Below are 25,144 nucleotides of genomic sequence, written 5' to 3' on the forward strand. Positions count from 1 at the left end.
GTAAAAGCGACCTAAAGGAGCTTGAACAGATGTCGTACTTGTGCTGGAAGTGAAAGCGAAGTATTCTTACGGAGCGGTTTTGTAGCACACTATTGAAATAGACTGTGAAAGTAAATCTACGCAAAATTACTGCACAAACTATTAAATAATAACAACAATCGATTTTAATAGAGCCTATAGTAAAAAAAAGTTAGAACCATTTGAGGTTCTAACTTTTTCATCTAGGCATCAAGGTTATTTAATTTTTACTACTTCTCCAGATTCAATAGATTGGTAACAAGCATCAATGACACGCATATTGTTAATCGTATTAGCGATACTATGTTTTAGGTTACGATCGTCCATTAAAATAGCCTGAGATATGTGTTCCACTTCTTCCCGGTATTGGTCTGCAGTTATCGCTTCCGTAAGTGTAACACCGTCTTTTTCAACAATGATTAAACCTTCCCCACCATTCTTATCAGGGCGGTATGCTCTTGGAACAGTTATCCTTCCTTTCGTTCCAAACACCTCATACTCCGTTCGGTTATACAAATTAAAGCTTGAATCAAAGGTCGCTCGCACACCATTAGAAAATGTCATGAATCCGATAGCATCTGTATCAACATCATAGTCAGGATCTTTAGTAGCTCTTACAAGAACCGTTTCAGGCTCTTGACCAAGAATATTTCGAATGGCATGAATCCCATAACAACCAATATCATAAATGCTTCCGCCACCCTTTTGTTCACTCATTCGGATATTACAATCCTTTTGCCCCAGATAAAATGTAAAGCCAGCCCGCATAAAAGTTACTTCTCCTATTTCCCCAGCTGCGATTATTGCTTTTACACGATCATGCTGCGGATGAAAGTGGTACATAAATGCTTCCATAAAGATAACGTTACTTTCTTCACATATGCTTTTCAATTCCTCAACATCTTCTGCAGTTAGAGCTGCAGGTTTCTCACATAATATGTGCTTACCTTTTTTAGCTGCTTGAATGACCCAATTTTTATGCAGATGGTTTGGTAACGGAATATAAACGGCATCAATAGTCTGATCATCTAACAATCTATCATAGCTGTCATACGTTTTTTCAATTTGAAATCTCTTCGCAACAGCTTCTGCTTTTTCAATTCCACCTCCACTAGCAATTGCAACAACCTCTGCATTATCTGCTCGACTAAAAGCTGGAAGTAAAGCCTTTTGGGCAATACCAGCCGTACTCAATACTCCCCAACGTACCTTCGTCATTATGATTCCTCCTTCATTATCTTTAATATGGCCCACGAATATGCTCGTGAACGTGTTCTTGATAGAATGCTTTTAAACGCTCTAACTCGGCGTGCGTATAATCCTTTACTTTGGTTGCATGTAAATTATCCTCTACCTGGTTTACATTCCTAAATCCAGGAATGACACTTGTAACTGCCTCTTGTTCCATGATCCATTTAAGAGCAGCACGTGTCATATTTCCTCTTCCCTCTGCTATCCAACCAAGTTCCTTACTCAATTCTACTCCTTTTTGGAATTCAAGTCCTGCAAACGTTTCGCCAATATTAAATTCTTGTCCATCACGATTAAAATGACGGTGATCGTCGTTCTCAAATTGGGCGTTCGCCTGGAATTTACCTGTTAATAAACCACTAGCTAACGGTACTCTCGCCAGGATACCAACTCCTTTTTCCATTGCTTTTGGAAAGAGTTCTTCCAATGGCTTTTGCCGGAAAAGATTACATATCACCTGCAAGGAGCTTGCATTGGAATTTTCTAGTACATACATGCCTTCCTCGACGGTTTCAACACTAACACCGTAATAACGTATTTTACCCTGATCTTTTAATTTTTCTAATACCTCAAATACTTGTCCATTCTTTAGTATTTCTAGTGGTGGGCAATGAATTTGATACAAATCAATTTGCTCCCGTTGTAATCGTCTTAGACTGTTCTCGCAATATGTCTGGACTTGCTCCATCGTATACGTTTTTGGGTCATAAATATCACCAGCACGACAAAACTTAGTAGCAATATGTATCTCCGTTTCTTTCCCCTTTGTTGCTTTTGCTATGAGTTCTTCACTATGGCCATCTCCATATACATCTGCTGTATCAAAGAAATTAACCCCCTCAGCCATCGCCTTTTCTAACCCTTTTAGCGCTTCTGCATCATTTGTCTTACCCCAGGCACCACCAATTGCCCACGTGCCAAAGCTTAATTCACTAATCCTCAAATCCGTCTTACCAAATTGATTATATTTCATTTCGTTTCACCCCTACCTAAAATTTATCAAAAGTAGCTTTCCATAATCAAGGTGCCTGTCACCGACAAGATCCGACAATAATCGACGGGTGACAGGCACCTTAATACATTAATTTTTCTACAAGAATTTGTGATTGTAGTCCTTCTTCTCCGTTTACGATTGGTTGCGTATCATGTTGAATACATTTGATAAAGTGATGAATTGCATCTTCGAATCCTCTTTGCTTTAAAACAGTTTCCCATGAGGAGGGATTTTTAGTAATAATCGAATTGTTTTGTTCGATCTCCATGATATTCATGTTTTTCACACGTATAACTGCATCTTCACCAACAAGTTCTAATTGTTCTAAATTCGTACCAGCTTTTCGATGCATTGTAGTATGGAAGGTAACCTGATCACTTGATTCATACATATGATTCGCATAGAGTAACTGACTTCTTTCATTCACCTTCAGTTGATGGTGCACCACATGAATATTACCATCTGCCAACCACCTTACCGTGTCAACTAAATGTATGTAGTCATCCAGCATCTTGTATTGATAAGAATCTGGTCCAACCTTATTAGCACGGTGCTTATCAAATCGAACCCAGGCTAAATTTTTCACATTCTCCTTTGCCTCCATATACATCGGAGCAAAGCGACGGTTGAACCCTACCATAAGTTTTCTATTATAATTATTAGCAAGTTCAACTAATTTCTCCGCTTCTGTAACTGTGGCTGCAAGTGGTTTATCAACATATACCTCCACTCCAGCTCGTAAAGCTTGTGATACAATTTCAAAATGGGAGTCAGTCGAGCTATGTACAAATATTGCATCACAATTTTCTAGAAGTCTAGGTAGGCTGTTGTAATCTTGCATTCGATACTGCTTACAAATACGCTTTCTTTTCTCTTTGGTAGGGGAATAAGCACCCACCAATGACCAATCCGTTTCCTTTGTTAAAATGGGAAGATAGGCTTTTTGTGCAATATTACCAAGTCCAACAATTCCAATCCGAACATTTCTCATATCATCACTACCTTCAACAATAGTTAATAGCTATAAAGTGCCTGTCACTTGTCGAATTTTGACAGTGACAGGCACCCCTTATCCTCCAATGTAGGACATTTCGATTTTTTGTTTGTGTTTGGCTGTTTCTTCTGTTCGTTCGTCGGAGTACCTATCAGTACGCTTATTCCAAATGGATGTAATGGTCGATCGAACTTCTTCGTCATCTGCTCCAGATCGTAATAGATCCCTGAAACTAAATCCGCCACCAGCGAATAAACACGTATATAGCTTTCCGTCCGCTGCAATTCTTGCACGTGTACACGTAGAGCAAAATGATTCCGAAACGGAAGTAATAAAGCCTACCTCTGTATCTGTACCTGTATAACGATATCTTTTCGCTACTTCACCAACATAAGCTGGTTCCACGGGTTCCAGTTCAAAATGAGAAGAAAGCTGTTGGAATAGCTCTTTTTTCGTTACAACCTTACTGAAATCCCAGCCATTCGTTTTTCCAACATCCATAAACTCAATAAAACGTAATGTGACTCCTTTTTCCTTAAAGTAACTAGCCATTGGAATAACCTCGTGTTCATTCATTCCTTTTTTTACGACCATATTTATCTTGACCTCAAGGCCGACTTCGATTGCTTTTTCTATACCTTTTAATACCCGATCCGTACTCACTCCACTATCATTTATAGTTTGAAAAACTTTATTATCTAATGCATCCAAACTAACATTAATTCGATTTACTCCCGAACGCTTCAGTTCAGCTGCCATCTTTTCCAGCAGACTAGCATTTGTCGTTAACCCAATGTCTTCTAATCCGTCAATCACAGCTAGTTTTTCTACTAACTTAGGTAAATCTCTCCGTAACAATGGTTCTCCACCGGTTAAGCGAATCTTTTTAACACCTAACTGAACAAATAAATTAGCTAGTCGTTCGATTTCTTCAAAACGTAATAAGTGATTTTTAGGCAAAAATTGGTAGTCCTTGCCAAAAATCTCCTTGGGCATACAATACGTACACCTGAAATTACATCGATCTGTAACAGAAATACGCAGATCCCGTAGTGGTCGACCAAATTTATCAGTAATTACTGCCAAGGGATCCCCTCCTAAAAAGATTTCTAATCTTCATTCTACCAAACAAACGTAAATTTCGTTAGCTATCATTTAAATGTGTGCTTCCAGAATTCGTTCAGGGTGCGTATATACATTCATTTTATTTCCTCTAGCAAACCCGATCACGGTAATACCTAAGTCATCAGCTAATTTGAGCGCTAAATCAGTAGGAGCAGATTTGGATAGTAAAATCCCAGCTCCTATTTTAGAGATTTTTAATAAAACTTCTGATGAAATCCTACCACTAAAAACGATGAATTTATCCTTTACTGGAATTTGATTTTGCAACAAATGCCCATATATTTTATCAAGTGCATTATGTCTCCCAATATCTGTTCGAATAGTTAGTAGCTCATCTTTACGTGCAAGTGCTGCATTGTGAACGCCACCGGTTCGCTTAAATTGTTCCGAGCTTGCCTGTAACTTCTTCATTAAATGATAACATTGTGTTACAGATAGTGATATCGTACTAGTTATTGTTTTAGCAGTTTTTACATCACTTTTAAAATAAAACTGTCTACTTTTACCACAGCAAGAACCAATAACACGCTTGGAATGATCCTGTTGCATGAAATCAATTTGTTTATAAATCTCTACATATGCAAATCCCATAGCTTCATCAAGCGAAATAGTTTTTACCTCTGCAAACGTACGAATAATACCTTCCGAAGCAAGAAAACCAATGACAAGCTCCTGTAAATCATTTGGTGAACATACCATTGTTGCAAACTCTTCCCCATTTAGAACAATTGTTAAGGCAAATTCAGATGCTATTTCCTCATCTATAACTGTTTTTGACACTCCATCAAAACGAATTGTCTCCCAGCCATCTTGTTTGGTGTCGCTCATACCATCCACCCTCTAACTTGTTTCCATTTCAAGCTCATCAATCCGTTTTTCTACATATTTTGTATCTTTATGGGCGAAGTAGGTTTCTGCTTTCTCAATAATAACTGCTGCATTATATTCCGGTATACCTGCTAAATGTTCATAAACGCCTTTTGGAATCAGTACATTACCTTCAGGCCAATGGACTTCGATATTTCCAGATTTTAATGGAACAAATTTAGCCCGACCATTAAACGTACCGTGTTGATTATATACAACAACCGCCTCACCTTCATGAATGTCTAATTCCTGCCCATCCTTTTCATTCATTAAAACATCATATCGATCCGCAGCATTAAAAGGATCCTTGTCACTATAAATCATGGAATTAAATTGCTTACCCCTTCTGGTTGTCACATAAAAGTGTCCTTCCGGCTTGCGAAGCTCCGGCAATTCCATTGAAATTAAGTTTCCTTTGCCATCAGGTGTTGGACAAACACCATCCTCACATAACCAAGCTCCTCCCCATTGAAACACATCACCACGATCTTTCAAATGCTGAACACCCTCATAATTAGGAGCAGCCTCGGCAATTTCTTTACGTATCTCAAATGTATCCTTAAAATCTATTACATGCTGACCATCAGGCTTTACCCGTTTTGCTAAATCTACGTATATTTCCCATTCTGATCTTGCTTCTTCAATTCTCGGACCTTTAATTTCAGGTGAATAATACACCATCCGTTCTGTAGAAGTAGATGTTCCACCACCAGGTTGCTCATAACGGGTCATAGCTGGTAATACAATGGTCGCTTCCTTAGCATCTACTAATGTAGATGTATTTAAGATAATATCTTGATGAACGCGAATGTCGACATTTTCTAAACATTGCTTCACAAAATCTGGGTCTGGCATTGTCTCTAGGAAATTACCACCGGACATATAAAATAACTTTAGCTTTCTTTCATGGTCCTCAGGTAAAATAGCATTCTCTAATGATACACCAACAATGTCTCCTTGCCATTTAGGAATATCAAATCCCCAAATCTCCTCAACTCTTTTTCTATTTTTCTCATCCATTCCACCACCTGGTAGTACAAATGGATCGGCACCCATTTCTCCGGAACCTTGCACACCGGAATGCCCGCGGATTGGCATTAAGCCACAATGCTCCCTACCAATAAATCCACGTAACAAGGCTAGATTTGCAATTTGTGATACATTATCTGTACCGAATCGATGCTGTGTTAGCCCCATTGACCAAACAAATACAGCAGATTTTGACTTAGCAAGTAATTCCGCTAACTCTATCATTCTAGCTTTTTCAAGACCAGACGATTTCTCTAATTGTTCCCAACGAAACGATTGAACTTTATTCTTCAATGAAGCAAAACCATTTACATGATCTTTAATAAAATCATGATTTATAGCTGAACCGGGTTTATTTTCTTCCATATCAAACCAATGCTTCATCACTCCATGCATAAAGGCAATATCTCCACCAATATTTACCTGATACACGTCATCGGCAATTTTTGTTCCAAATAAAGCAGATTCAGGAATCGACGGTACCCAGTAATGATCCATCGATGGCTCGTGGTATGGATTAATGACAATTATCTTTGTGCCTTTTCGTTTAGCAGCATACATATATTTCGTCGAAACGGGCTGATTATTTGCCGCAACAGACCCCCAAAACACAAGAACATCGGTACCGATCCAATCTTTATAATTACATGTCGAAGCACCAACACCAATGGAACGACTCAGAGCTGTTTTGGATGGGGAGTGGCATATCCTAGATGCGTTATCAATATTATTCGTACCTAGATAACGAGCAACTTTACCTAATGTATAATACACTTCATTGGTAATTCCACGAGAAGTCGTATAAAAAGCATATTGTTTCGGGTCAAGCGCTTTCATTTTATCGGAAATTTTATCTAACGCATCATCCCAAGAAATACGACGAAACCTTCTTTCTCCTGGTTCCCTTATAATTGGATATGGAATTCTTCCAAGTTGACGTAATTCTGTACTGCTCATTTTACGAAGCTCATCTATATCTGCATGTAGAATATTTTCTTTTATTGCTGACATGGTGTTTAATCGAAGTACATTTAGACGAGTTGTACAAACATGCGGTCCCTTTAATGTTTGATCCTGAAGCCCTGAAACACCTAGAGCACACCCATCACAAACACCTTGGGTAAGGATACGGGTTGCATAAGGAAGATTATCTTTATTTTCCCACACGACCTTCATTGTATCGCGAATATGATGCGGTTTAATTTTTCCTAAGCCAAATGGAACTTTACTAGCCCAAAGACTTGGATCTGGCTTCTTAGATAATTTAATTGGGCCAGTGTGTTTTGTATTTCCCAACAGTTACCCCTCCTTAAAAATTTCTTACATATTCTATAAGGGTCAACTCCCAAATCATTGGGGAGACTGACCCTAACCATTATGCTTCTTTTGCTACTCCACTTACCTTTTTCACGTTAGCTTGTTGCTTCCCTCGTAATCTATTAATATCGACACGAATTAAAAGCGAGATTGCAAAAGCGATAACGAACATGACACCAAAGATCATCATAGTTATATTATAACTATTCGTAGAATCATAAATCAATGATAAGAGAATCGGTCCGACAACTCCTGCCATTGCCCAAGCTGTTAAAATATATCCGTGAATTGCTCCTAGCTGTTTGGTACCAAATAAATCTCCAATATACGCTGGTACAGAAGCAAAACCACCACCATAGCAAGTTAAAATAGCAAATAGGAGAACTTGGAACACTATCGGGTTTGATGCAAATGGAAGCATGAAAAATGCAACTACCTGAATTACGAAGAATGCTGTATATACGTTCGGACGACCAATATAGTCAGATAGTGAAGCCCATGCAAGTCTTCCTCCGCCATTAAACAATCCTAATACCCCAACCATCGCTGCAGCTGCTATCACTGTCATGCCTGTAATCTCCTGTGCCATTGGTGAAGCAACAGCTAAAATAGCAATACCACAGGTTACGTTAATAAATAACATTAACCATAGCATCCAGAAGCGACGAGTTTTAATTGCTTCATTTGCTGTGAGCTGTGACAAGTCTTCTTTTATTTTTCCTTTTGCTGTTTCTGATTCCTGTTTTTCTGTGAATCCTTTTGGCGCCCATCCTTCTGGAGGTGGCGCTAAATACTGTGCAGAAGCTGTCATTACAATAAAGTAGATAGCCCCTAAAATGAAGAATGTATTAGAGATTCCTGCCGAATCAATTAGTGATGCTGCAGCAGGACCACTAATCATCGCTGCAAATCCAAATCCCATAATAGCAAGCCCTGTAGCAAGACCACGACGATCTGGGAACCATTTTACTAGCGTGGATACAGGGGAAATATAACCAATACCTAATCCAATACCACCGATAACACCATAAAATAGGTAGAGCAATAACAATGATTCCGTTGCAGTAGCAAGTCCAGATCCAGCAACACCTACACCAAAAAATAGTGCTGCCAGCATCCCCGACTTTCTTGGACCACTCTTTTCAACGAATCTCCCCATAAATGCTGCCGAAAAACCTAAGAAGAAAATAGCAATGCTAAAAGCCGTGGAAACCTGTGTTTGTTCCCATCCAAATTGATCGACCATTGGATTTGTAAATACACTCCATGCATATGCAGACCCAATAGAGAGATGAATTCCTACCGCAGATGCAGCAATAAGCCATCGATTTTTTACCTTGTCCATAATAATCCTCCCTTAAATCATATATTTATAGAAATCCCTCCACTACAAGTGAACGTGGAATGGCTTTTCTCTAATTTGGATTGCTCAAGTAGTAACACAGCTGTTTTATGTAAAGAATCGTAGTTATACATGATGCTATCTGGGGTTGTATTATACGCGAGGAAGTTACCTAATATTATAAAAATTTAAAATTTTTGAAGATATCATACCATGTGAACTGAGGTGTAACAACAAATTAGCATCTTCATAGCAAAAAAGCACCTAAAATCAGCGCTTTAACATTTATGAATAGAACGGATTGCGGACTGCTCATGGTAGTTTGCTTTCGTTTGCAGCCGGGATCTCATATCTTTATCCAGGCAATCTGGAATCACTGTTAATAATTCTTTTCCTTTTAACACATGCCAAAAGTGTTTTGAACGATAAAATAATTTTTTCATCATTTCCTCCACAGTTCACAAATCGTAGGAGTCGGATTCACTAGCTGGCTAACAACACCTAAATTGTATCCTTATATAATAGGACATTAGGCCCGAAGAATCGTATTGTAATTTCAAGATGATTCCGTCTATTTATACGATTTATGATTTTGTAATTATATTACCGTATGTTTATATCGTTGATAAATAGCCGAAATCTATTATTTTTGGAAAATGATACCATGACGAAATACCCATCTTCTTATCGTATTATTTTTTTCACAATAGATGCAATCTAGAATGTCAAACGTAATACGTTGACATGAAAAGCCTTTCATACATTAGAATGGATGAGAAAAAACAGTTCAGGAAATTGTACATAATAAAGGAGACAGGATAGCCATGACAAATAAAAACGTGATCTTTTTTGATATTGACGGAACATTATTAAATGGAGAGAAAAAATTACCTACATCTACGAAGGAATCGATATTTAAATTAAAAGAATTAGGACATGAGGTTGCCATCGCCACTGGACGTGCACCTTTTATGTTTGAAGATCTCCGGAAAGAGTTAGAAATCGATACATTCGTGAGCTACAACGGACAGTATGTAGTAGTTAAAGGGGAATTGGTCTATGCTAATCCACTCCACATTCCATCGCTACAAAAACTAGCGGAAAAGGCTCTAGAAAACAATCATCCAGTAGTGTTTATGGATCATGAGGACATGAGAGCAACGGTTCCAGAACACAATTATATTAATGAAAGTCTTGCTTCATTGAAATTAGATCACTTTCCAACACATGACCCGCATTATTATAAAGGGCGTGATTTATATCAATCCTTGCTATTTTGTGAAGAAGGAAATGAAGTACAGTATGAACAGGAATTTACGGACTTTGACTTTATTAGATGGCACCCATATTCTGTTGATATCCTACCAAAAGGTGGCTCTAAAGCAATCGGAATTGAAAAAGCCGCTGAAATTCTAGGATACCCAGAAGAAAAACGATACGCATTCGGAGATGGGCTTAACGACATCGAAATGTTATCTACCGTTAAAAACAGCGTCGCAATGGGGAATGCAGAAGATATCGTAAAATCCGCAGCACAACACATAACCAAATCCGTCGAATCAAACGGCATCCACCACGGCCTAAAAATGCTCGGCTTGCTATAAAGGTGCCTGTCACCACCCGAATTTTGTCGAAACATGTCGGTGCCAGGCACCCGAACGATTAGTTCTTGGTTAATATCTTCCAATAAAATTACGGCGTATTCTTCGTCTTCTATGCGATCGAGTACGCCGTATAATATGTTGGGATTATAACCTTGACTACCTTCATGCAGTAGGTACTGTTCCTTTCCATTCATTACTGTAATCTTATTGCCTAGTGAAAAACTACAGAATAGAATCGTCAATCCTAACCAACAGATGGGTACTATGTGGTTTTTTCGTAGGAAATAGTTGTACATTTTGATCACCTCTCACTCCCTCATTATGCCAGCATTTGTATAGTCAAGCATGTTAGGAAAAACATAAAACGATCAACAACACCTAACTTAAATTCAATTTTTTTCTACAACAAAATAGATCTTTTAAAAGCAACTACTACCAAATAATACAATTTTTAATCTCCAGGAAATCGCACAAATATACAGCTGGCAAGCTTAATACCAATCGAGTCCGTATAGATTTTCCATGTTATTTTTGATACGCTAAACAAGTAAATACAAACAATGAATCAACATCAATGGGGGAATTTACTTGAAAAAGAACATATTGTTTTCCATGTTTCTCGCGGTTTTCTTAGTTGCTTGTGGGCAGGGAACTATTACCGAAGACATAGATGATCCATCAGCTGAAGAACAATCACCCAAAGAGAATAGCTCTAGTTCATCTGAAGATACTGCTTCAAATACTACTGCGACAAATGAACAATCGGATTCCACGGAGGTCAGGGAAACTTCAGGTGGTACACTTTCCGAGCTATCGGCTCACTATATCGACGTTGGGCAAGCCGATGCCACTTTACTGCAATTTGAAAACTACAATATACTGTTCGATACTGGGGATTGGCGAGGCAATGAAGTAGTTACATATTTACAATCCCAAAACATCACCTCCCTGGATTTGGTAATTGTTAGCCATCCAGATGCTGATCATGTCGGGCAATTAGAGGATGTAATCAGGGCATTTGAAGTTGGTGAGGTTTGGATGTCAGGGAATGAAAGCTCCTCAAAAACGTTTCAATCCGCCGTAGATGCTGTTTTAAATAGTAGTGCAGACTATTATGAACCACGTACAGGTGAGACTTTTGAGATAGGAAACATGGACATAGAAGTTGTTTATCCAAATAAAATAACAGGTAAGTCAAATGAAGAGTCCATTTCTGCATTGTTCACATATGGGGATATAACCTTTTTATTCACGGGTGATGCTGATACACATGCGGAACAAAACATGATCGATTCTGGAATAAATCTAGATGCAGATGTTTTACAACTCGGACATCACGGCTCCACTACATCTAGTGATCCTGCTTTTCTCGAAGCTGTTTCACCAGACATTGCCATTTATAGCGCAGGGACAGATAACAGCTATGGTCATCCTCATGCCGAAGTCGTTTCTTATATCCAAGATGCGGGAATCTCCCTCTATGGGACAGATGTGCATGGCACAATAATCGTTCAAACAGATGGCAAAAAATATGACATTCTAACCAAAAATGATGGCACTATTAGCCCTAAAACTAGCGAGTCTAATCTGGATATAGAGGTTACTAGTAAAAGCACGAAAAATTCTAGTAGCTGTGTCAATGTCAATACTGCCTCTGTTGATGAAGTACAAAAAGTCAAACATATTGGGCCAGCTCGTGCAGAAGTGTTAATCAATAATCGTCCATATAGCTCTATAGATGGACTCCAAGCGATAAATGGAATTGGGCCAGCGAGAATAAAGGATATAATAGATGAAGGTGTAGCATGTGTTCAAAATGAATCATGAGGAGGAACCTACATGATAGGTGTAATAGATAGATTTGAAGATAATAACAAAGTCGTCATACTCATCGAAGAAATAAATGAGGAATTAATTGTAGATAAAAGCACTTTACCCCAAGGTAGTGAGATAGACACTTACCTCAACCTAAAGAAGCAAGCCAATGGAGAAATCACTGTCATTTCCATTGACAAAAAAGCAACCAAAAAAGCAGCCCAAACAACATCAAACCTAATGGCCAAACTAAAAGCCAAAAGCACCCAAAGTAAATTTAAAAAATAACCAGGCAGGTGCCAACCAGGCAGGTGCCTGTCACCACCCGAATTATGTCGAACGATGTCGGTGACAGGCACCTATACTTACAAAAACTTTTTCAAAAACGCTACGATTTTCGTGTTCATTGCTATATGGTTTTCCACTTTTTCTGTTTGGTGACCTTCATCTTCAAACACGACTAGTTCTACTTGTTTTCTTTGTTTTTTCAAATCTGCTGTTATTTGTTCTGCTTCGCTAACCGGAACACGCACATCATTTCGACCGTGGAAAACAAGAAGTGGTGCGGTTATTTTATCTGTATGGTTCAATGGTGCAATTTCCTCAAAGAAATCAACATCCTCTGCCAATGATCCATACTCATACTCTCTAATTTTCCTACGCCACGAACCTGTATTTTCTAAGAATGTCTTAAAGTGGGAAATTCCGACAATGTCAACCCCTGCAGCCCATATATCCGGGTAGTGAGTAAGTGCTGCAAGAACCATAAAACCACCATAGCTTCTTCCCATTACTCCAACTTTTTTGGCGTCTACTTTATGGTTTTCCACCAAATCATCCACGAGCCATTTTAAATCTGCAACAGCATCCATTCTTTTTCGGACATCATCTAATTTTACATACTTTCTACCATATCCCATACTGCCACGAACATTAGGTGCTGCTACAGCAAAACCTTTTGCTGCCAAATACTGAATGACCGGATTAAATGTCGAACGAATTTGGCTCTCTGGACCACCGTGAACATAAATAACAACTGGTTGTGATTCATTCTTTTTTCCATATAAAAAGTAAGGAACCTCAAGACCATCAAAAGAAGTAAAGCTACATAATTCCGGTTCCATCCATAAATCACTAATAGACTTTTCTTCCCCAATAAACGTTAGCCTTTCAGCATTATCATGATGTAGATCTACTTTCCAAATATCACCTGGTAACACGGAACTTTTCACACCTACAACGAGTTCGTCCTCACTTAACCATGAAAGGGAATTATATACTCCTCTAGGGAGCCCCTCAACAAATTCATATGTTTGCCTATCAAAATAGTAGATTCCTAGTTTCGAAATTCCGCCTTCATTTAAGGTAAATAAAAGCTTAGACTTATCAGAGGATAATTTAATCTCCTCTATGTCCCATTTTTCAATGGATAACACTTCATGTAATATAGAAGGATCCTGAAACGAGAATTGGAATACAGCCAATGTATCTTTTCCAGCATCCGTTAGTAAAAATCCACCTTCCCCATCATCCTTCAATTCAATGGCTGGGTATCTACCATTCAACTGCTCTTGCCCTATCCGAATTAACTGCTTCGACTTTATATGAAAAAGATATAATGAATGATCAATATTCGTATCTATCAATCGTAGAATGATGCTCTCCCCATCTTTAGTCCAACACACAGGCGTGCAACTTCCGTCAAATTCATACATTAACTCTTCTGTCCTACTTTCTAAGTCAAAAACATATACATCAAAAAATCCGGGATGACGGCGATTACTAGCGAATGAAATTTTATCCTCTTTTGGTGACCAACCACCAAACCGATGGAAATGGTCTTTTGATTTAACAAGTTCTTCCACACTTGTACCACTTTCAGTCAATAGAAACAGTTGCTGTTTCTCATTGCCATTATGGTCCATACCGACAATCGTTTTTCCTCCAGAAGATGAATGGTGGACAGACATTATTCGGTCTTCTAAATTACTATATTGCTGGACACCAGATGTGTCATCTTGTCTCCACTTCCATACTTGTGGAATACCTGTCGATTTAGATAAGAACGTAACCTCTTTCTTTCCTGGAATAACCTTTGGCTCAACTGCACCGTGGGCCTTAAGATAAGCAAGTAATTGTTGCTCTTCTTTCATTGTATCCATATGTATCCCCTCCGTAAGTTCATCCCATTACCAAAATTAAAAGGATGATAAAAAAAGAATAAAGTATATTATGCATAAAATCAATGATTTTAGAAAATTCCACTATTTTTTACCTATACCACCATAAACACCACCCCCAATATGATATAATGACAGAAATAGCCAGGTGCCTGTCACCTGTCGAATTTTGTCGGTGACAGGCACCTGGAAAAAATTAGGAGGATTTGATGTTAGCGATTACGAATGCAACTATATATGATGGGCTTGGAGTTCAACATGTTGATAAAGTACTGCTGGTGAAGGATGGGAAGTTTGAGGCAATTACTAGTGAATCTAGTATTCCTGAAAACTACCAAGTAGTTGATGCATCTGGCAAGATTGTTACACCAGGATTAATTGATGTACATACACATCTAGGTGTTTCCGAGGAAGGTGTTGGCCAAGAAGGAAAAGATTTTAATGAGACAAGCAGTCCAGAAACCCCACAGGTTCGAGCAATTGATGGAATTAATCCAATGGAAAAAGGCTTTGAAGATGCTCGTAAATCTGGGATCACAACGGTTCAAGTTATGCCAGGAAGTGCCAATGTAATTGGTGGAGAAATGGTTGTCTTAAAAACGGTTGGCCATATAGTTGATGAGATGGTAATTAAAGAGCCATCTGGTATGAAAGCAGCATTAGGTGAAAACCCAAAACGAGTTCATGGGCCGAAAGGAAAAATGCCTGTTACTCGAATGGGTGTTGCTGCTAGACTTCGTGAAAAATTAATTGAAACACAAAATTACTTAAACGGGCAGCAAAAGGAAAGAAAACTTGATTTAGAGAATCTAGCAAAAGTTATAAAGAAGGAAATTCCGTTGCGTGTCCACGCCCATCGTGCAGATGATATATTAACCGTACTTCGCATTAAACGAGAATTTGATATTGACTTAACTATTGAACATTGTACAGAAGGTCATCACATTGCAGAATATATCGCTAAGCATGACGATGTCCGTGTTTCTGTTGGACCTACTTTATCAACTCGTTCTAAAGTAGAACTAAAAGATAAAGGATGGACAACAATAAAAACGTTACTCGATGCTGGAATCTCCTGTTCAATCACAACAGATCATCCAGTTGTTGGAATCGAATATTTAGTAACTAGTGCTGTCCATGCTATTAGAGGTGGAATTACGGAAAAACAAGCCCTTAAAGCACTAACACTAGATGCAGCAAAACATATCGGTGTGGCAGACCGTGTCGGATCTATCGAAACAGGAAAGGATGCTGACTTCGTAATTTGGAGTGGAAATCCATTCGACTTAAGAAACAATGTCGAGAAAGTATTTATAGATGGGAAATTAATCTAAAGGGTGCCTGTCACTTGTAATTTTTTTACAAGTGACAGGCACCTTATTTGTATACACTTTCTGCCTCCAGTCTCAATTCTTCACTTTCGACAAACTTACGGTAGCCTTCTCTTTTTTCTACTAAGCTTCCTTGAAAACTATCTAATATCGTATTCATAGTTAATAATCTATTATTTTTCGAATGTAAATAATATCGATAACTACTCCAGCGATAGTTCTCCGCATTTTTGACTATTCCTGCTTCGACTGGATTCAAATGGATATACTGACTGATTCTCAAAATTCCATAATTGTCACCAATCGGCTTATCAAAATAGCGCTTTTCAAAAACATGACCTGTAAGATCATATTTTTTATTAAAATAATCAGCATAACGCTTATTTATGAGCGACATTACTTTGGAGATTGGCAAATACTTCGATCGCATTAGAAGATGAAAATGATTAGTCATGAGGCAATAAGATGCAAGTTCAATTGGAGAAGCTTTGTTGACATGGTGAAGAATGTAAAGGAAGGTCTCATAATCACTTACCTCACGAAATAGCGCATCTCGCCTATTTCCTCTTGAACCAATATGGTAAAAGTACTCTGGCATCCAAATACGTTTTTTTCTTGCCATACTTAACTCACCTCCTTCCAACTAAGAATGTAATACCATCCTAATCCAGGTTGGTTAAGTTGTCCAAAAGTGAAAAGTAGAAATTCCAAGTATAATATGCAGCAAATTACCACTTAACAAGAAGAAAAATCCAAATTAGAATAAAAAAACGTACAATAACACCAAATTCAAACCTATAAAAACAAAAATGGTGCCTGTCACCGTCAAATTTCGACAGGTGACAGGCACCACCTAAAAAACCTTCGACATATTATTCCCTGGGAAATAATATATACTTTATCAATAACCTTTCTATTCTACTTACAAAAAAAAGAATAATAACAGAGCTCGGACAACCTCTCATTATTATTCCCTCCTACATGCTATAAACTTCATACTACATGAAGTAATCCTTTAGTAAATAGATAACAACACCAGCAGCTGCAAGAAAAACTATCAAACGAATAGCCTTCTTAGCAATTTTCCAACCTATCACTAGTAATATTAACGCAAGCACTACCAAGATGATTGTATTTGTCTCCATGGTTCCCCTCCTACTATCCTATTTACTCCTATCCTTATGCTACGATCTACGCAATTAATGCACATTTTATTTTAATAGGTGCCTGTCACCGACAGGATTCGACAGGTGACAGGCACCTAGCTATTTCCTTCTTAAAACGCGTACTTCCTTATTAAGTGATTTTATTAATGATATGACCATTAAGATCATAACGAATGAAAATGGAAAGGCTGCTGCGATGATCGTATTTTGTAATGCGGTTAATCCACCTACGTACAATAAAACCAAAGCAACCGCTGACTGTGCTAATCCCCATATAATTTTCACGTTATTGGGTGGGGTTAGTGATCCATGTGTCGATTGAATCCCTAAAACAAATGTTGCAGAATCCGCTGATGTAATGAAAAACGAAAAGATTAGCAAGATCGCAATCATGGAAAGAATAAATGATATTGGTAGCTGATCAAACATATTAAACAATACCATTTCTGTTACATATTGCGTTAAATCAACACCACTTCGCTGTACAAATCCAGCCGTTGTACCAAATGTTGCAAACCAAACACCAATAATAAGCGTTGGCACAATCATGACACCAATCATAAATTGACGGATTGTTCTTCCTCGTGACACACGTGCTATAAACATACCAACGAATGGAGCCCATGCAATCCACCATGCCCAATAGAAAATCGTCCAACTATCAAGCCAAGCGCGATTATCCCCTTCCAAAGAAGCAGTACGGAAACTCCACTTCATGATATTTTGAATATACATTCCAAATGTTTCTGTAAACATATTAAGGATCAACAATGTTGGACCAACAATAATTACAGCTAAAAACAGAACAGTTGCAAGGACCATATTCACATTCGATAAGTATTTAATCCCTTTACTGATTCCAGACCATGCAGAAATAAGGAACAATACCGTAACGATCAAAATAATAATAAATTGTGCGGTAAAGTTAACTTCAATCCCAAAAAGATGAGACAAACCTCCATTAATTTGCGCAGCACCAAAACCAAGTGATGTTGCAACACCAAAAATAGTTGCGAACGCTGCAAGAATATCAATTAGTTTTCCCCAAGGACCTTTCATCTTATCGCCGAACAACGGCTTTAATGTTGCGGAAATCAATCCAGGTTCATCTTTACGAAATTGGAAATAAGCTAGGGTGAGCGCGACAATGCCATACATTGCCCAACCGTGGATTCCCCAGTGAAAGTACGTAACAGAAAGTGCTTCCTTAAATGCCTGATCCGTACCTGGTTCTGATAATGGAGCATCATAAAATGCGTGGAATAATGGCTCAGCTGAACCATAAAATACGAGACCGATTCCTAATCCAGCCGAGAATAACATAGCAATCCAAGATGGCGTGGAAAAATCCGGCCTTTCATGATTTTTACCCAATCGTATTTTTCCATACGGGCTAAAAATAATAAAAATTGAGATGACAATGAGAAAAGTCATCACCCACATGTAGTACCAACCAAACGATGTTGATAAAAATGCATTTACATTGGTCGTTACTTGCTCTGACAACTCGGGAAATAACGCACCGATAAATACTGCTACGATGACTAATGATACTGTTATATAAAATACACTTGAAACCTTTTTCATGTTTACCCCCAGTAAGATTTTAATTATTCAGTTTTTTTACAGTGTAACAATATAATCTTTACCCCATCACAATCACCTCCTATAACAAGTCTATACCCTAATTAAATAATTTTCAAACTACTTTTTGTAGGTGTCTGGCACTTTACAATTTTTTACAAACTAAACACTCTCTCACATGCTGAGCTTTAACTGCCGATAAATTCAAAAAAAAAAAAAAAACGTTAAAGAAAAAGGGATTTCTTCATCTTTACCCTTATCTTTAACAGATTTTATGAGTGACAGGCATCGATAAAAAATCGACATCTGAATTAATTTCATTCCTTATTCAACTATAAAGCTTACAAATGTGTCTAAGGTTTCTTTTGGGTCAATCATAACTAGTTCTTTTTTACGGTTTAACTCTCCAGCCTGCGCCATCCAAGGTTCAACACAAACGAATTCCTTATCACGCTCAGTCCAGATAACTGTGTATTTATATTCTGACCCAGTTTCCATTTGGACTTCCTGACCTGTACCTAACTCAATAGATACTTTTCTTTCTTCCGCACCCAAAAGCACGACAGATTCATCTCTATCCGACATATCAACACTGCCATGAAATTCCTTTACTTCATTATCTTTGAAATCTAAAAATTTCTTTGCATCTGTTTTGAGCATAACTTTTTTATGCTCGGTCTTAAAATACGGATGTAATCCTACATAGATTGGCATCTCTGAGTCTGAAAGGTTAGAAAAGCTTTGTTCAATTAATAATTTATTCGATCCAAATGTATATGTAAATAAAACATCAAAATCAAACGGGTAAACCTCTTTCGTACTAATACTACTTACAAAGCGAATCGTTATAGAAGCCTGGTCTTCCTCCTGCTTCTTTTCCACCACTTCCCAAGGGTGGATCCTCGCCAAGCCATGATTAGGTAACTCATATGTTTCTCCATCCCATTCATATTTTCCCTGTTTCAGCTCTCCAGCAATAGGAAATAATATTGGAATTCCGCCCCGAATATTTTTACTTCGGTCGTACAATGTTTCTTTATTTAAGTAAAGCTGTTCATTTCCATCTACACCAAACGATGTTATAATACCACCACGTTCAGGACAAATCGTTAGCCAAGCGCTAAAATCTGCGTTACTTAGTTGATACATCGTGAAAGATTGCTCTTCAAACGTTTCAATCTTATACATAAAAAGTCTCCCATCTAAATAGCCTATAGCCAAAAAAATGCCCCTCATAACAAAGCACACAATACATCCTACCATATTAATACGGTGCCTGTCACCTCCCGAATATTGTCGGAATTTGTCGGTGACAGGCACCTATTGGAACATATTTAATAGGCTTTAATATATTGGTATATAGGTGTTTATTTTACTTTTATTGTTAGGGGTGGGGATGATGCCTGCAATAACAGGTATAGATTTCATTAATAGGATAAACAATTTGAAGAACGAAATATGGTTAAACGGTGAAAGAATTTCAGGGAAAATTTCCGAACATCCTGCATATAAAGGAGCTATCCAGAGCCAAGCTAAACTATATGATTTACAACAGGATCCAGAACGAGTAGATTTTATGACTTACGACTCTCCAATTACCGGTGAAAAAATCGGAACTTCCTATCAGCCGCCAAAAACGAAAAATGATCTCGCAAACAGAAGTAAGATGATTCAAGAATGGGCCAAAAGTTGTCATGGGATGCTTGGAAGAAGTCCAGATTATATGAATACAGTACTTATGTCATTAGCCTCATCTGCTAGTTTACTAGAAGGAAAAGACAACTGTTTTCCAGACCATCTCGTTACATTTTATGAACAGGCAAGGGAAAATGACTTATCATTCACCCATACTTTCATTAATCCTCAGGTTAATCGATCACCGTTCTACTTAGAAGATTCAGATGAACCAATTGCTGCTAAAATTGTAGGTGAATCAGACAATGGAATTATAATAAAAGGAGCAAGACTTTTAGCTACACAGGGCGGCATGACAGATGAAATTCTTGTTTTTTCTCCTGGTGGTCTTAACGATTCTGACAATGCATTCGCTTTTTCTATTCCTAGTGATACAAAAGGATTAAAATTTATATGTCGAGAAACCTTTGTATTAGGGAACAATGCCTATGATTATCCATTAAGCTCCCGCTTCGAAGAAATGGACACCATTGTTGTTTTTGATAATGTTCTTGTCCCTTGGGAAAGATTGTTTTTTTACAAAAATCTCCACGTTGCTAATAATTTTCAACGCCAGAGTGCGTTTCGGCCATTTGCATTGCATCAAGTGATAAACAGACAAATTGTAAAACTAGAATTTATTGCAGATGTTACGGAAGAAATAGTACAGACAATTGATATCGGAGGATATTCCCATGTTCATGAAAAAATGGCTGAGATAATTTGTACACTTGAAACAATGAAAGCATTGCTCCTAAAGGCCGAAACAAATGCAAGTATCGATGAGTTTGGATTAATGCGACCAGAGCTAACACCATTGCAAACTGCGAGTTGTATTTTTCCAAAGATATATCCGAGTATAATAGAGGCAATTCAACTACTTGGTGCCAGTGGAATGATTATGATACCAACTGAGGCGGATTTTGAGTCGGCTATTAGACCAGATCTGGATCAATATTTACAAAGCGCAAAACACAATGCTAAGGACCGTGTTAAACTATTTCGCCTAGCTTGGGATGTCACGATGAGTCCATTTGCTACCCGTCAAACACAATACGAACGTTTCTTTTTTGGAAACCCAAGCACGCTAGCAAGCGACCTTTACAACAGCTACAAACAAAATAATTAGGGTGCCTGTCACCCGTCGGTTTTTGTCGTTATTTGTCAATGCGTCATTTCACTTGATAGAATTATCCTTTTTGCTTTCCACTATTCGTGAATCACTTCATATAGTACACTGTGAATAGCAATTTCTATTAAGGATTTTTCACGAGCAGGAGGGTCAAAATTGGAAAAGGTATATGGGCAGCTAGTGGACCGTGAAACCCGGTGTATACACTATCATTCACAGACTGATATTATAGCTATTAAATTTAAATGTTGTAATAAATACTACCCATGCTACATGTGTCACCAGGAGTGTGAACAGCATCCCATAACTCCCTGGCCAAAACAGGATTTTGATATACAGGCTATATTATGTGGAGTGTGTCGCTACGAACATACGATTAATGAATACATGCAAACAAGTAAATGCGTCAACTGCAATTCCCTATTTAACGAAGGCTGCCAAACGCATTATCACCTTTATTTTGAAGTTAATTAGGTGCCTGTCACCTGTCGATTTATGTCGTTTTCATCTATCCAGTGTAATTCTATCAATCTTATTATTTACACTTTAACGTAAAAAACAACCTTTCATGTGACTAGTTCATGAAAGGTTGTTCATCATATGATTAGACATTAACAAATTGATCTGTTTTGATTTTCTTCCATTCTTTCGTCATACCATCTATTACAAGTGTTTCGGTCACAAGCTCATCATTATCATCACGTATGCCTTTTAAGAACAATGTATCCGTAATTGCTGTTGCAACAAAAATTCCTTGGTTTGATGCTACTAATTGATGATGCTTCAATGCAGCTTTTGGATTTTTTATTCCCATTTTCAAACAACGATCATACTCTTCTTCGTTTCTAAACGATAATTTCGCTTGCATCTCACCACCGAGACATTTTATTGCAACTGCTGATAGTACTCCCTCTGGTGCACCGCCAATATTATAAAACATATCCATGTCCATATCCTTCATACTTGGTGTGATCGCACGCAAAACATCTCCATCACGAAATAAATGAACAGTTGCACCCGCTTCTCTCATAATGCGAACGGCTTCTTCATGTCTTGGCCTATCCTGAACAAATACATTCATCTCTGAAATTTTTTTACCTTTCGCCTTTGCAACTTGATGTAAGTTTTCTATAAGTGGTGCATCAATATCAATTTTCCCTACAGCTTCCGGTCCTACAGCAAGTTTTTCCATGTACATGTCCGGTGCATGTAAAAGTGTACCTTTTGGCGCCGCCGCTATAACCGCAATCCCATTATCGTTTCCTTCTGATACTGGAGTCGTTCCATCAATCGGATCTACTGCGATGTCAACTGCTTCCCCATTTCCGTTACCAACTTTTTCACCTATAAATAGCATTGGTGCCTCATCAATTTCACCTTCACCAATAACAATGACACCTTGCATTTCGATTTGCTTTAAGTTCTCTCGCATAGAAGTAGTTGCCGCTTGGTCTGCTTCGATTTTATTACCTTTTCCTATCCAAGGTAACGTTGCAACCGCAGCTCGTTCCGTTACTTGAAGAAAATCTTTTAGTAAATGTTCCACCTATAAAACTCCCTTATGTTAGTCTTGATTGTTATTTCTTATTTACTTGTAAACTATTAAAAAACGAATAATATAGTATAACGTAAATAACAGATATTATGATACATTAATACCGTAATTCAACAACCATTAATTTATCTAACGAATAAATAACTTAATATAGTATATAACAAATAACCAATAGTATACAACAATAGAATCTATCAAATTTAATAGGGAATTTATTCCATGTGCCTGTCACCACCCGGTTTTTGTCGAAAAATGCCGGTGACAGGCACCTTTTATTCTGCTTTTATACCTCCAAGTGGAAATACGGATAGTACTATTTCCCCTTTAATTTGCTCTTCCGCTATCGTACCGACTTCACTGTCTCTACTATCCAAGCTTGCTCCAGGCTGTCTATTATCACCAATTAAAAAATATGTATTTTCACTAACCTCCGTTACTTCCAAATCATTGGGTGTTCCCATTACAAAGCTCTCATCCATTGGAATACCATTCACAAACACGATCCCATCTCTAATCTCAATTGTTTCATTGGGCATTCCAATTACTCGTTTAATCACATCAAATCCGTTTTCATCGCGATAAACAATAACATCATTACGTTCAATGTCATAAAAAAAACCACTCATTAGTAATACGTCATTTTCCTCCAATGTCGGATTCATGGAATTCCCAGCAATCACAGTAAAACCTATAATATTACGAAATAGCAAAAATACACTTAGCAATATCAATCCAAAGATAACCCAGCTCATCACGCTAGACTTCTTCCCTTGCTGTTGATTAGCTTTCTTACTTTTTCCACTGCCTTCTTCCTCTAATTCCTCTTCAACCTCAGATACCGATACGCTTTCTTTTGTATTTCTACTCATTATTCCTCACCACCATGCTCCTCGTATTCATTTTCTAGTAGTAGCTCCATCTCATCCTTCGCCTCATTCAAAATGCGGTCTAATTCTGCTTGTATCTCACTCTCCAATGCAGAGTTATCAATATCCATCTCATTCACTAATTCATCTGAATACCTTTCCAATTCTTCCACTCGCTGTTTTTTTTCTGCTTCTACAAATTCATCCAACTGTTGTTCAGCAGCATCAATTGCCAATCGCAACTCTTCTTTTAAACGATTTGTTTGATTCTCTTGTTCATTCCATACAACTTCTTCTATCTCGCCAATAGATTCCTCCGTTTTCCGATCAAACCACCCTGTTAACATTGCTCCAATATCTTGATCAGCAAAAACAATTGTAAAGCTGCTACCAAGGACAACTATTAAAAAAAGAGCTCCAACTACAATTTTTGTTAGTTTACGATGCATCATCAATTAACCTCCTTTATAGTGATGCCCCACCACATAAGTGGTGGGGCTCACCCATATTTTTATTCGTTAATACCAGAAACTACTTCATCTAATGCTTCTAAAGCGTCAGCTTCCAATTCCTCTGCAGCAGCTACAATAATTGCTTGTTGCTCCTCTACTAGGCCATTTAAAAGCTCCGTAACAGTCGTACGTAAATCATTAATATGCCAATCTACTTGTTGAATTAAATTACGAGTGATAATCTCTTCTTGGTTTTCTAATTCAGCTGTCAATGCTTCTTGTGCTTCACGTATCGCATCCTCTAAATCAGTTACAGCTTCGTCTCTTGCTGTGTTTAAATCAGTAGTCATTTGATCTACAGATGCTTGTCCAACTTCATCCGTAAACGCTGTTAAATCGTTCGTCGCATACTCTAGACCTTCTCCTTGTAAACGCTGAATTTCAAAAAATCCATCCAAGTAAACGTTATAAAACTCCAATCCAATATTCTCTAAGATCTCTTGTTGCTCTGCATCCAATGATTGAATATGACTCATCTTCGCAGCCAATATTTCTTCCAATGACTCATTCGTTTCCATATCTCTTGTCAAATCGATTTCCAGCTCTGCCTCTGACTTTAATCCTTCATACTCCTCCATCAATTCAGGCATTCGACTCTCACCATACTCAGTCACTTCACCCTCAATATTATCTACAGTTTGATTAAACATGCCATTATACCATTGCCTTAGGTTTTCCCCCGCATCTGTATTTGCAAAAGCAACTCCAGTACCTGAAATAACTCCTGCAACCAATACACCGGCAACAATTTTCCCTTTCATTGTTCCTAAGCCTAATTTCATTTTCAT

Annotated in this window: 23 protein-coding genes; 6 read left to right on the plus strand and 17 right to left on the minus strand. The window is 37.9% G+C overall.

Features of this window, described 5'->3' with window-relative positions; translation table 11 throughout:
• Positions 1-234 precede the first annotated feature (234 nt).
• The 8 genes from ACFSTA_RS07480 to ACFSTA_RS07515 form a co-directional block, all read right to left on the minus strand.
• Positions 235-1,236, minus strand: a complete 1,002-nt coding sequence (locus ACFSTA_RS07480; RefSeq protein ID WP_377555979.1) for a Gfo/Idh/MocA family protein — start codon at positions 1,234-1,236, stop codon at positions 235-237.
• 22 nt (positions 1,237-1,258) lie between these two features.
• A complete protein-coding gene (locus tag ACFSTA_RS07485) occupies positions 1,259-2,242 on the minus strand; it encodes an aldo/keto reductase (RefSeq protein WP_377555980.1) in 984 nt (327 codons plus the stop codon).
• A gap of 100 nt (positions 2,243-2,342) precedes the next feature.
• On the minus strand, positions 2,343-3,254 hold the full coding sequence (locus tag ACFSTA_RS07490; RefSeq protein WP_377555981.1) for a Gfo/Idh/MocA family protein: 912 nt from the start codon (positions 3,252-3,254) through the stop codon (positions 2,343-2,345).
• Between the two features lie 78 nt (positions 3,255-3,332).
• Positions 3,333-4,343, minus strand: a complete 1,011-nt coding sequence (moaA, locus tag ACFSTA_RS07495) for a GTP 3',8-cyclase MoaA (RefSeq protein ID WP_377555983.1) — start codon at positions 4,341-4,343, stop codon at positions 3,333-3,335.
• Between the two features lie 69 nt (positions 4,344-4,412).
• Entirely contained in the window at positions 4,413-5,210 is a 798-nt protein-coding gene (gene fdhD / locus ACFSTA_RS07500) for a formate dehydrogenase accessory sulfurtransferase FdhD (protein ID WP_377555984.1), read from the minus strand.
• A gap of 12 nt (positions 5,211-5,222) precedes the next feature.
• Positions 5,223-7,574 carry an FdhF/YdeP family oxidoreductase gene (locus ACFSTA_RS07505; RefSeq protein WP_377555985.1) on the minus strand — a complete coding sequence of 784 codons (2,352 nt, stop codon included), beginning with the start codon at positions 7,572-7,574 and terminating at the stop codon, positions 5,223-5,225.
• A 79-nt stretch (positions 7,575-7,653) separates the two neighbouring features.
• Entirely contained in the window at positions 7,654-8,940 is a 1,287-nt protein-coding gene (locus tag ACFSTA_RS07510) for an L-lactate MFS transporter (RefSeq protein WP_377555986.1), read from the minus strand.
• Between the two features lie 275 nt (positions 8,941-9,215).
• On the minus strand, positions 9,216-9,380 hold the full coding sequence (locus ACFSTA_RS07515; protein ID WP_377555987.1) for a hypothetical protein: 165 nt from the start codon (positions 9,378-9,380) through the stop codon (positions 9,216-9,218).
• Positions 9,381-9,761: 381 nt separating this feature from the next.
• On the opposite strand from ACFSTA_RS07515, the gene ACFSTA_RS07520 reads away from it, so the two are divergent.
• From ACFSTA_RS07520 to ACFSTA_RS07530, 3 genes are all read left to right on the plus strand, one after another.
• Positions 9,762-10,541, plus strand: a complete 780-nt coding sequence (locus ACFSTA_RS07520) for a Cof-type HAD-IIB family hydrolase (RefSeq protein ID WP_377555988.1) — start codon at positions 9,762-9,764, stop codon at positions 10,539-10,541.
• A gap of 588 nt (positions 10,542-11,129) precedes the next feature.
• On the plus strand, positions 11,130-12,368 hold the full coding sequence (locus tag ACFSTA_RS07525) for an MBL fold metallo-hydrolase (RefSeq protein ID WP_377555989.1): 1,239 nt from the start codon (positions 11,130-11,132) through the stop codon (positions 12,366-12,368).
• Between the two features lie 12 nt (positions 12,369-12,380).
• On the plus strand, positions 12,381-12,644 hold the full coding sequence (locus ACFSTA_RS07530; RefSeq protein WP_377555990.1) for a DUF3006 domain-containing protein: 264 nt from the start codon (positions 12,381-12,383) through the stop codon (positions 12,642-12,644).
• 77 nt (positions 12,645-12,721) lie between these two features.
• Here the strand turns inward: ACFSTA_RS07530 and ACFSTA_RS07535 are convergent, their stop codons facing one another.
• Entirely contained in the window at positions 12,722-14,518 is a 1,797-nt protein-coding gene (locus ACFSTA_RS07535) for a S9 family peptidase (RefSeq protein ID WP_377555991.1), read from the minus strand.
• A 227-nt stretch (positions 14,519-14,745) separates the two neighbouring features.
• On the opposite strand from ACFSTA_RS07535, the gene ACFSTA_RS07540 reads away from it, so the two are divergent.
• Positions 14,746-15,870: an amidohydrolase gene (locus ACFSTA_RS07540; protein WP_377555992.1), complete on the plus strand. Its 1,125-nt coding sequence runs from the start codon at positions 14,746-14,748 to the stop codon at positions 15,868-15,870.
• Positions 15,871-15,913: 43 nt separating this feature from the next.
• On the opposite strand, the gene ACFSTA_RS07545 is transcribed toward ACFSTA_RS07540, so the two are convergent.
• The 4 genes from ACFSTA_RS07545 to ACFSTA_RS07560 form a co-directional block, all read right to left on the minus strand.
• Complete coding sequence (locus ACFSTA_RS07545) at positions 15,914-16,489, minus strand: transposase (protein WP_377555993.1); 576 nt, start codon at positions 16,487-16,489, stop codon at positions 15,914-15,916.
• 376 nt (positions 16,490-16,865) lie between these two features.
• On the minus strand, positions 16,866-17,012 hold the full coding sequence (locus ACFSTA_RS07550; protein ID WP_377555994.1) for a hypothetical protein: 147 nt from the start codon (positions 17,010-17,012) through the stop codon (positions 16,866-16,868).
• A gap of 120 nt (positions 17,013-17,132) precedes the next feature.
• Positions 17,133-18,620: a BCCT family transporter gene (locus tag ACFSTA_RS07555; protein WP_377555995.1), complete on the minus strand. Its 1,488-nt coding sequence runs from the start codon at positions 18,618-18,620 to the stop codon at positions 17,133-17,135.
• A gap of 321 nt (positions 18,621-18,941) precedes the next feature.
• Positions 18,942-19,805, minus strand: coding sequence for an aldose epimerase family protein (locus ACFSTA_RS07560; RefSeq protein WP_377555996.1), 864 nt, complete (start codon positions 19,803-19,805; stop codon positions 18,942-18,944).
• Positions 19,806-20,016: 211 nt separating this feature from the next.
• Between ACFSTA_RS07560 and hpaB the strand changes: the two genes are divergently transcribed.
• Together hpaB and ACFSTA_RS07570 are read left to right on the plus strand one after the other, a co-directional pair.
• Positions 20,017-21,420 carry a 4-hydroxyphenylacetate 3-monooxygenase, oxygenase component gene (hpaB, locus tag ACFSTA_RS07565; protein ID WP_377555997.1) on the plus strand — a complete coding sequence of 468 codons (1,404 nt, stop codon included), beginning with the start codon at positions 20,017-20,019 and terminating at the stop codon, positions 21,418-21,420.
• A 159-nt stretch (positions 21,421-21,579) separates the two neighbouring features.
• Positions 21,580-21,897: a CHY zinc finger protein gene (locus tag ACFSTA_RS07570; protein WP_377555998.1), complete on the plus strand. Its 318-nt coding sequence runs from the start codon at positions 21,580-21,582 to the stop codon at positions 21,895-21,897.
• Between the two features lie 130 nt (positions 21,898-22,027).
• On the opposite strand, the gene glpX is transcribed toward ACFSTA_RS07570, so the two are convergent.
• The 4 genes from glpX to ACFSTA_RS07590 all read right to left on the minus strand — a co-directional run bounded on the left by glpX (position 22,028) and on the right by ACFSTA_RS07590 (position 25,138).
• Positions 22,028-22,969: a class II fructose-bisphosphatase gene (glpX, locus tag ACFSTA_RS07575; RefSeq protein WP_377555999.1), complete on the minus strand. Its 942-nt coding sequence runs from the start codon at positions 22,967-22,969 to the stop codon at positions 22,028-22,030.
• A gap of 281 nt (positions 22,970-23,250) precedes the next feature.
• Positions 23,251-23,847: a signal peptidase I gene (lepB, locus tag ACFSTA_RS07580; RefSeq protein WP_377556000.1), complete on the minus strand. Its 597-nt coding sequence runs from the start codon at positions 23,845-23,847 to the stop codon at positions 23,251-23,253.
• Positions 23,847-24,296 (minus strand): hypothetical protein, encoded by a 450-nt coding sequence (locus tag ACFSTA_RS07585; RefSeq protein WP_377556001.1) that lies wholly within the window; start codon positions 24,294-24,296, stop codon positions 23,847-23,849. Before ACFSTA_RS07585 ends, lepB begins: the two co-directional genes overlap by 1 nt.
• Before the next feature lie 59 nt (positions 24,297-24,355).
• Entirely contained in the window at positions 24,356-25,138 is a 783-nt protein-coding gene (locus ACFSTA_RS07590; RefSeq protein ID WP_377556002.1) for a hypothetical protein, read from the minus strand.
• Positions 25,139-25,144 lie beyond the last annotated feature (6 nt).

The organism is Ornithinibacillus salinisoli, assembly GCF_042684965.1.
GTDB classification, from domain to species: Bacteria; Bacillota; Bacilli; order Bacillales; family Amphibacillaceae; genus Ornithinibacillus; species Ornithinibacillus salinisoli.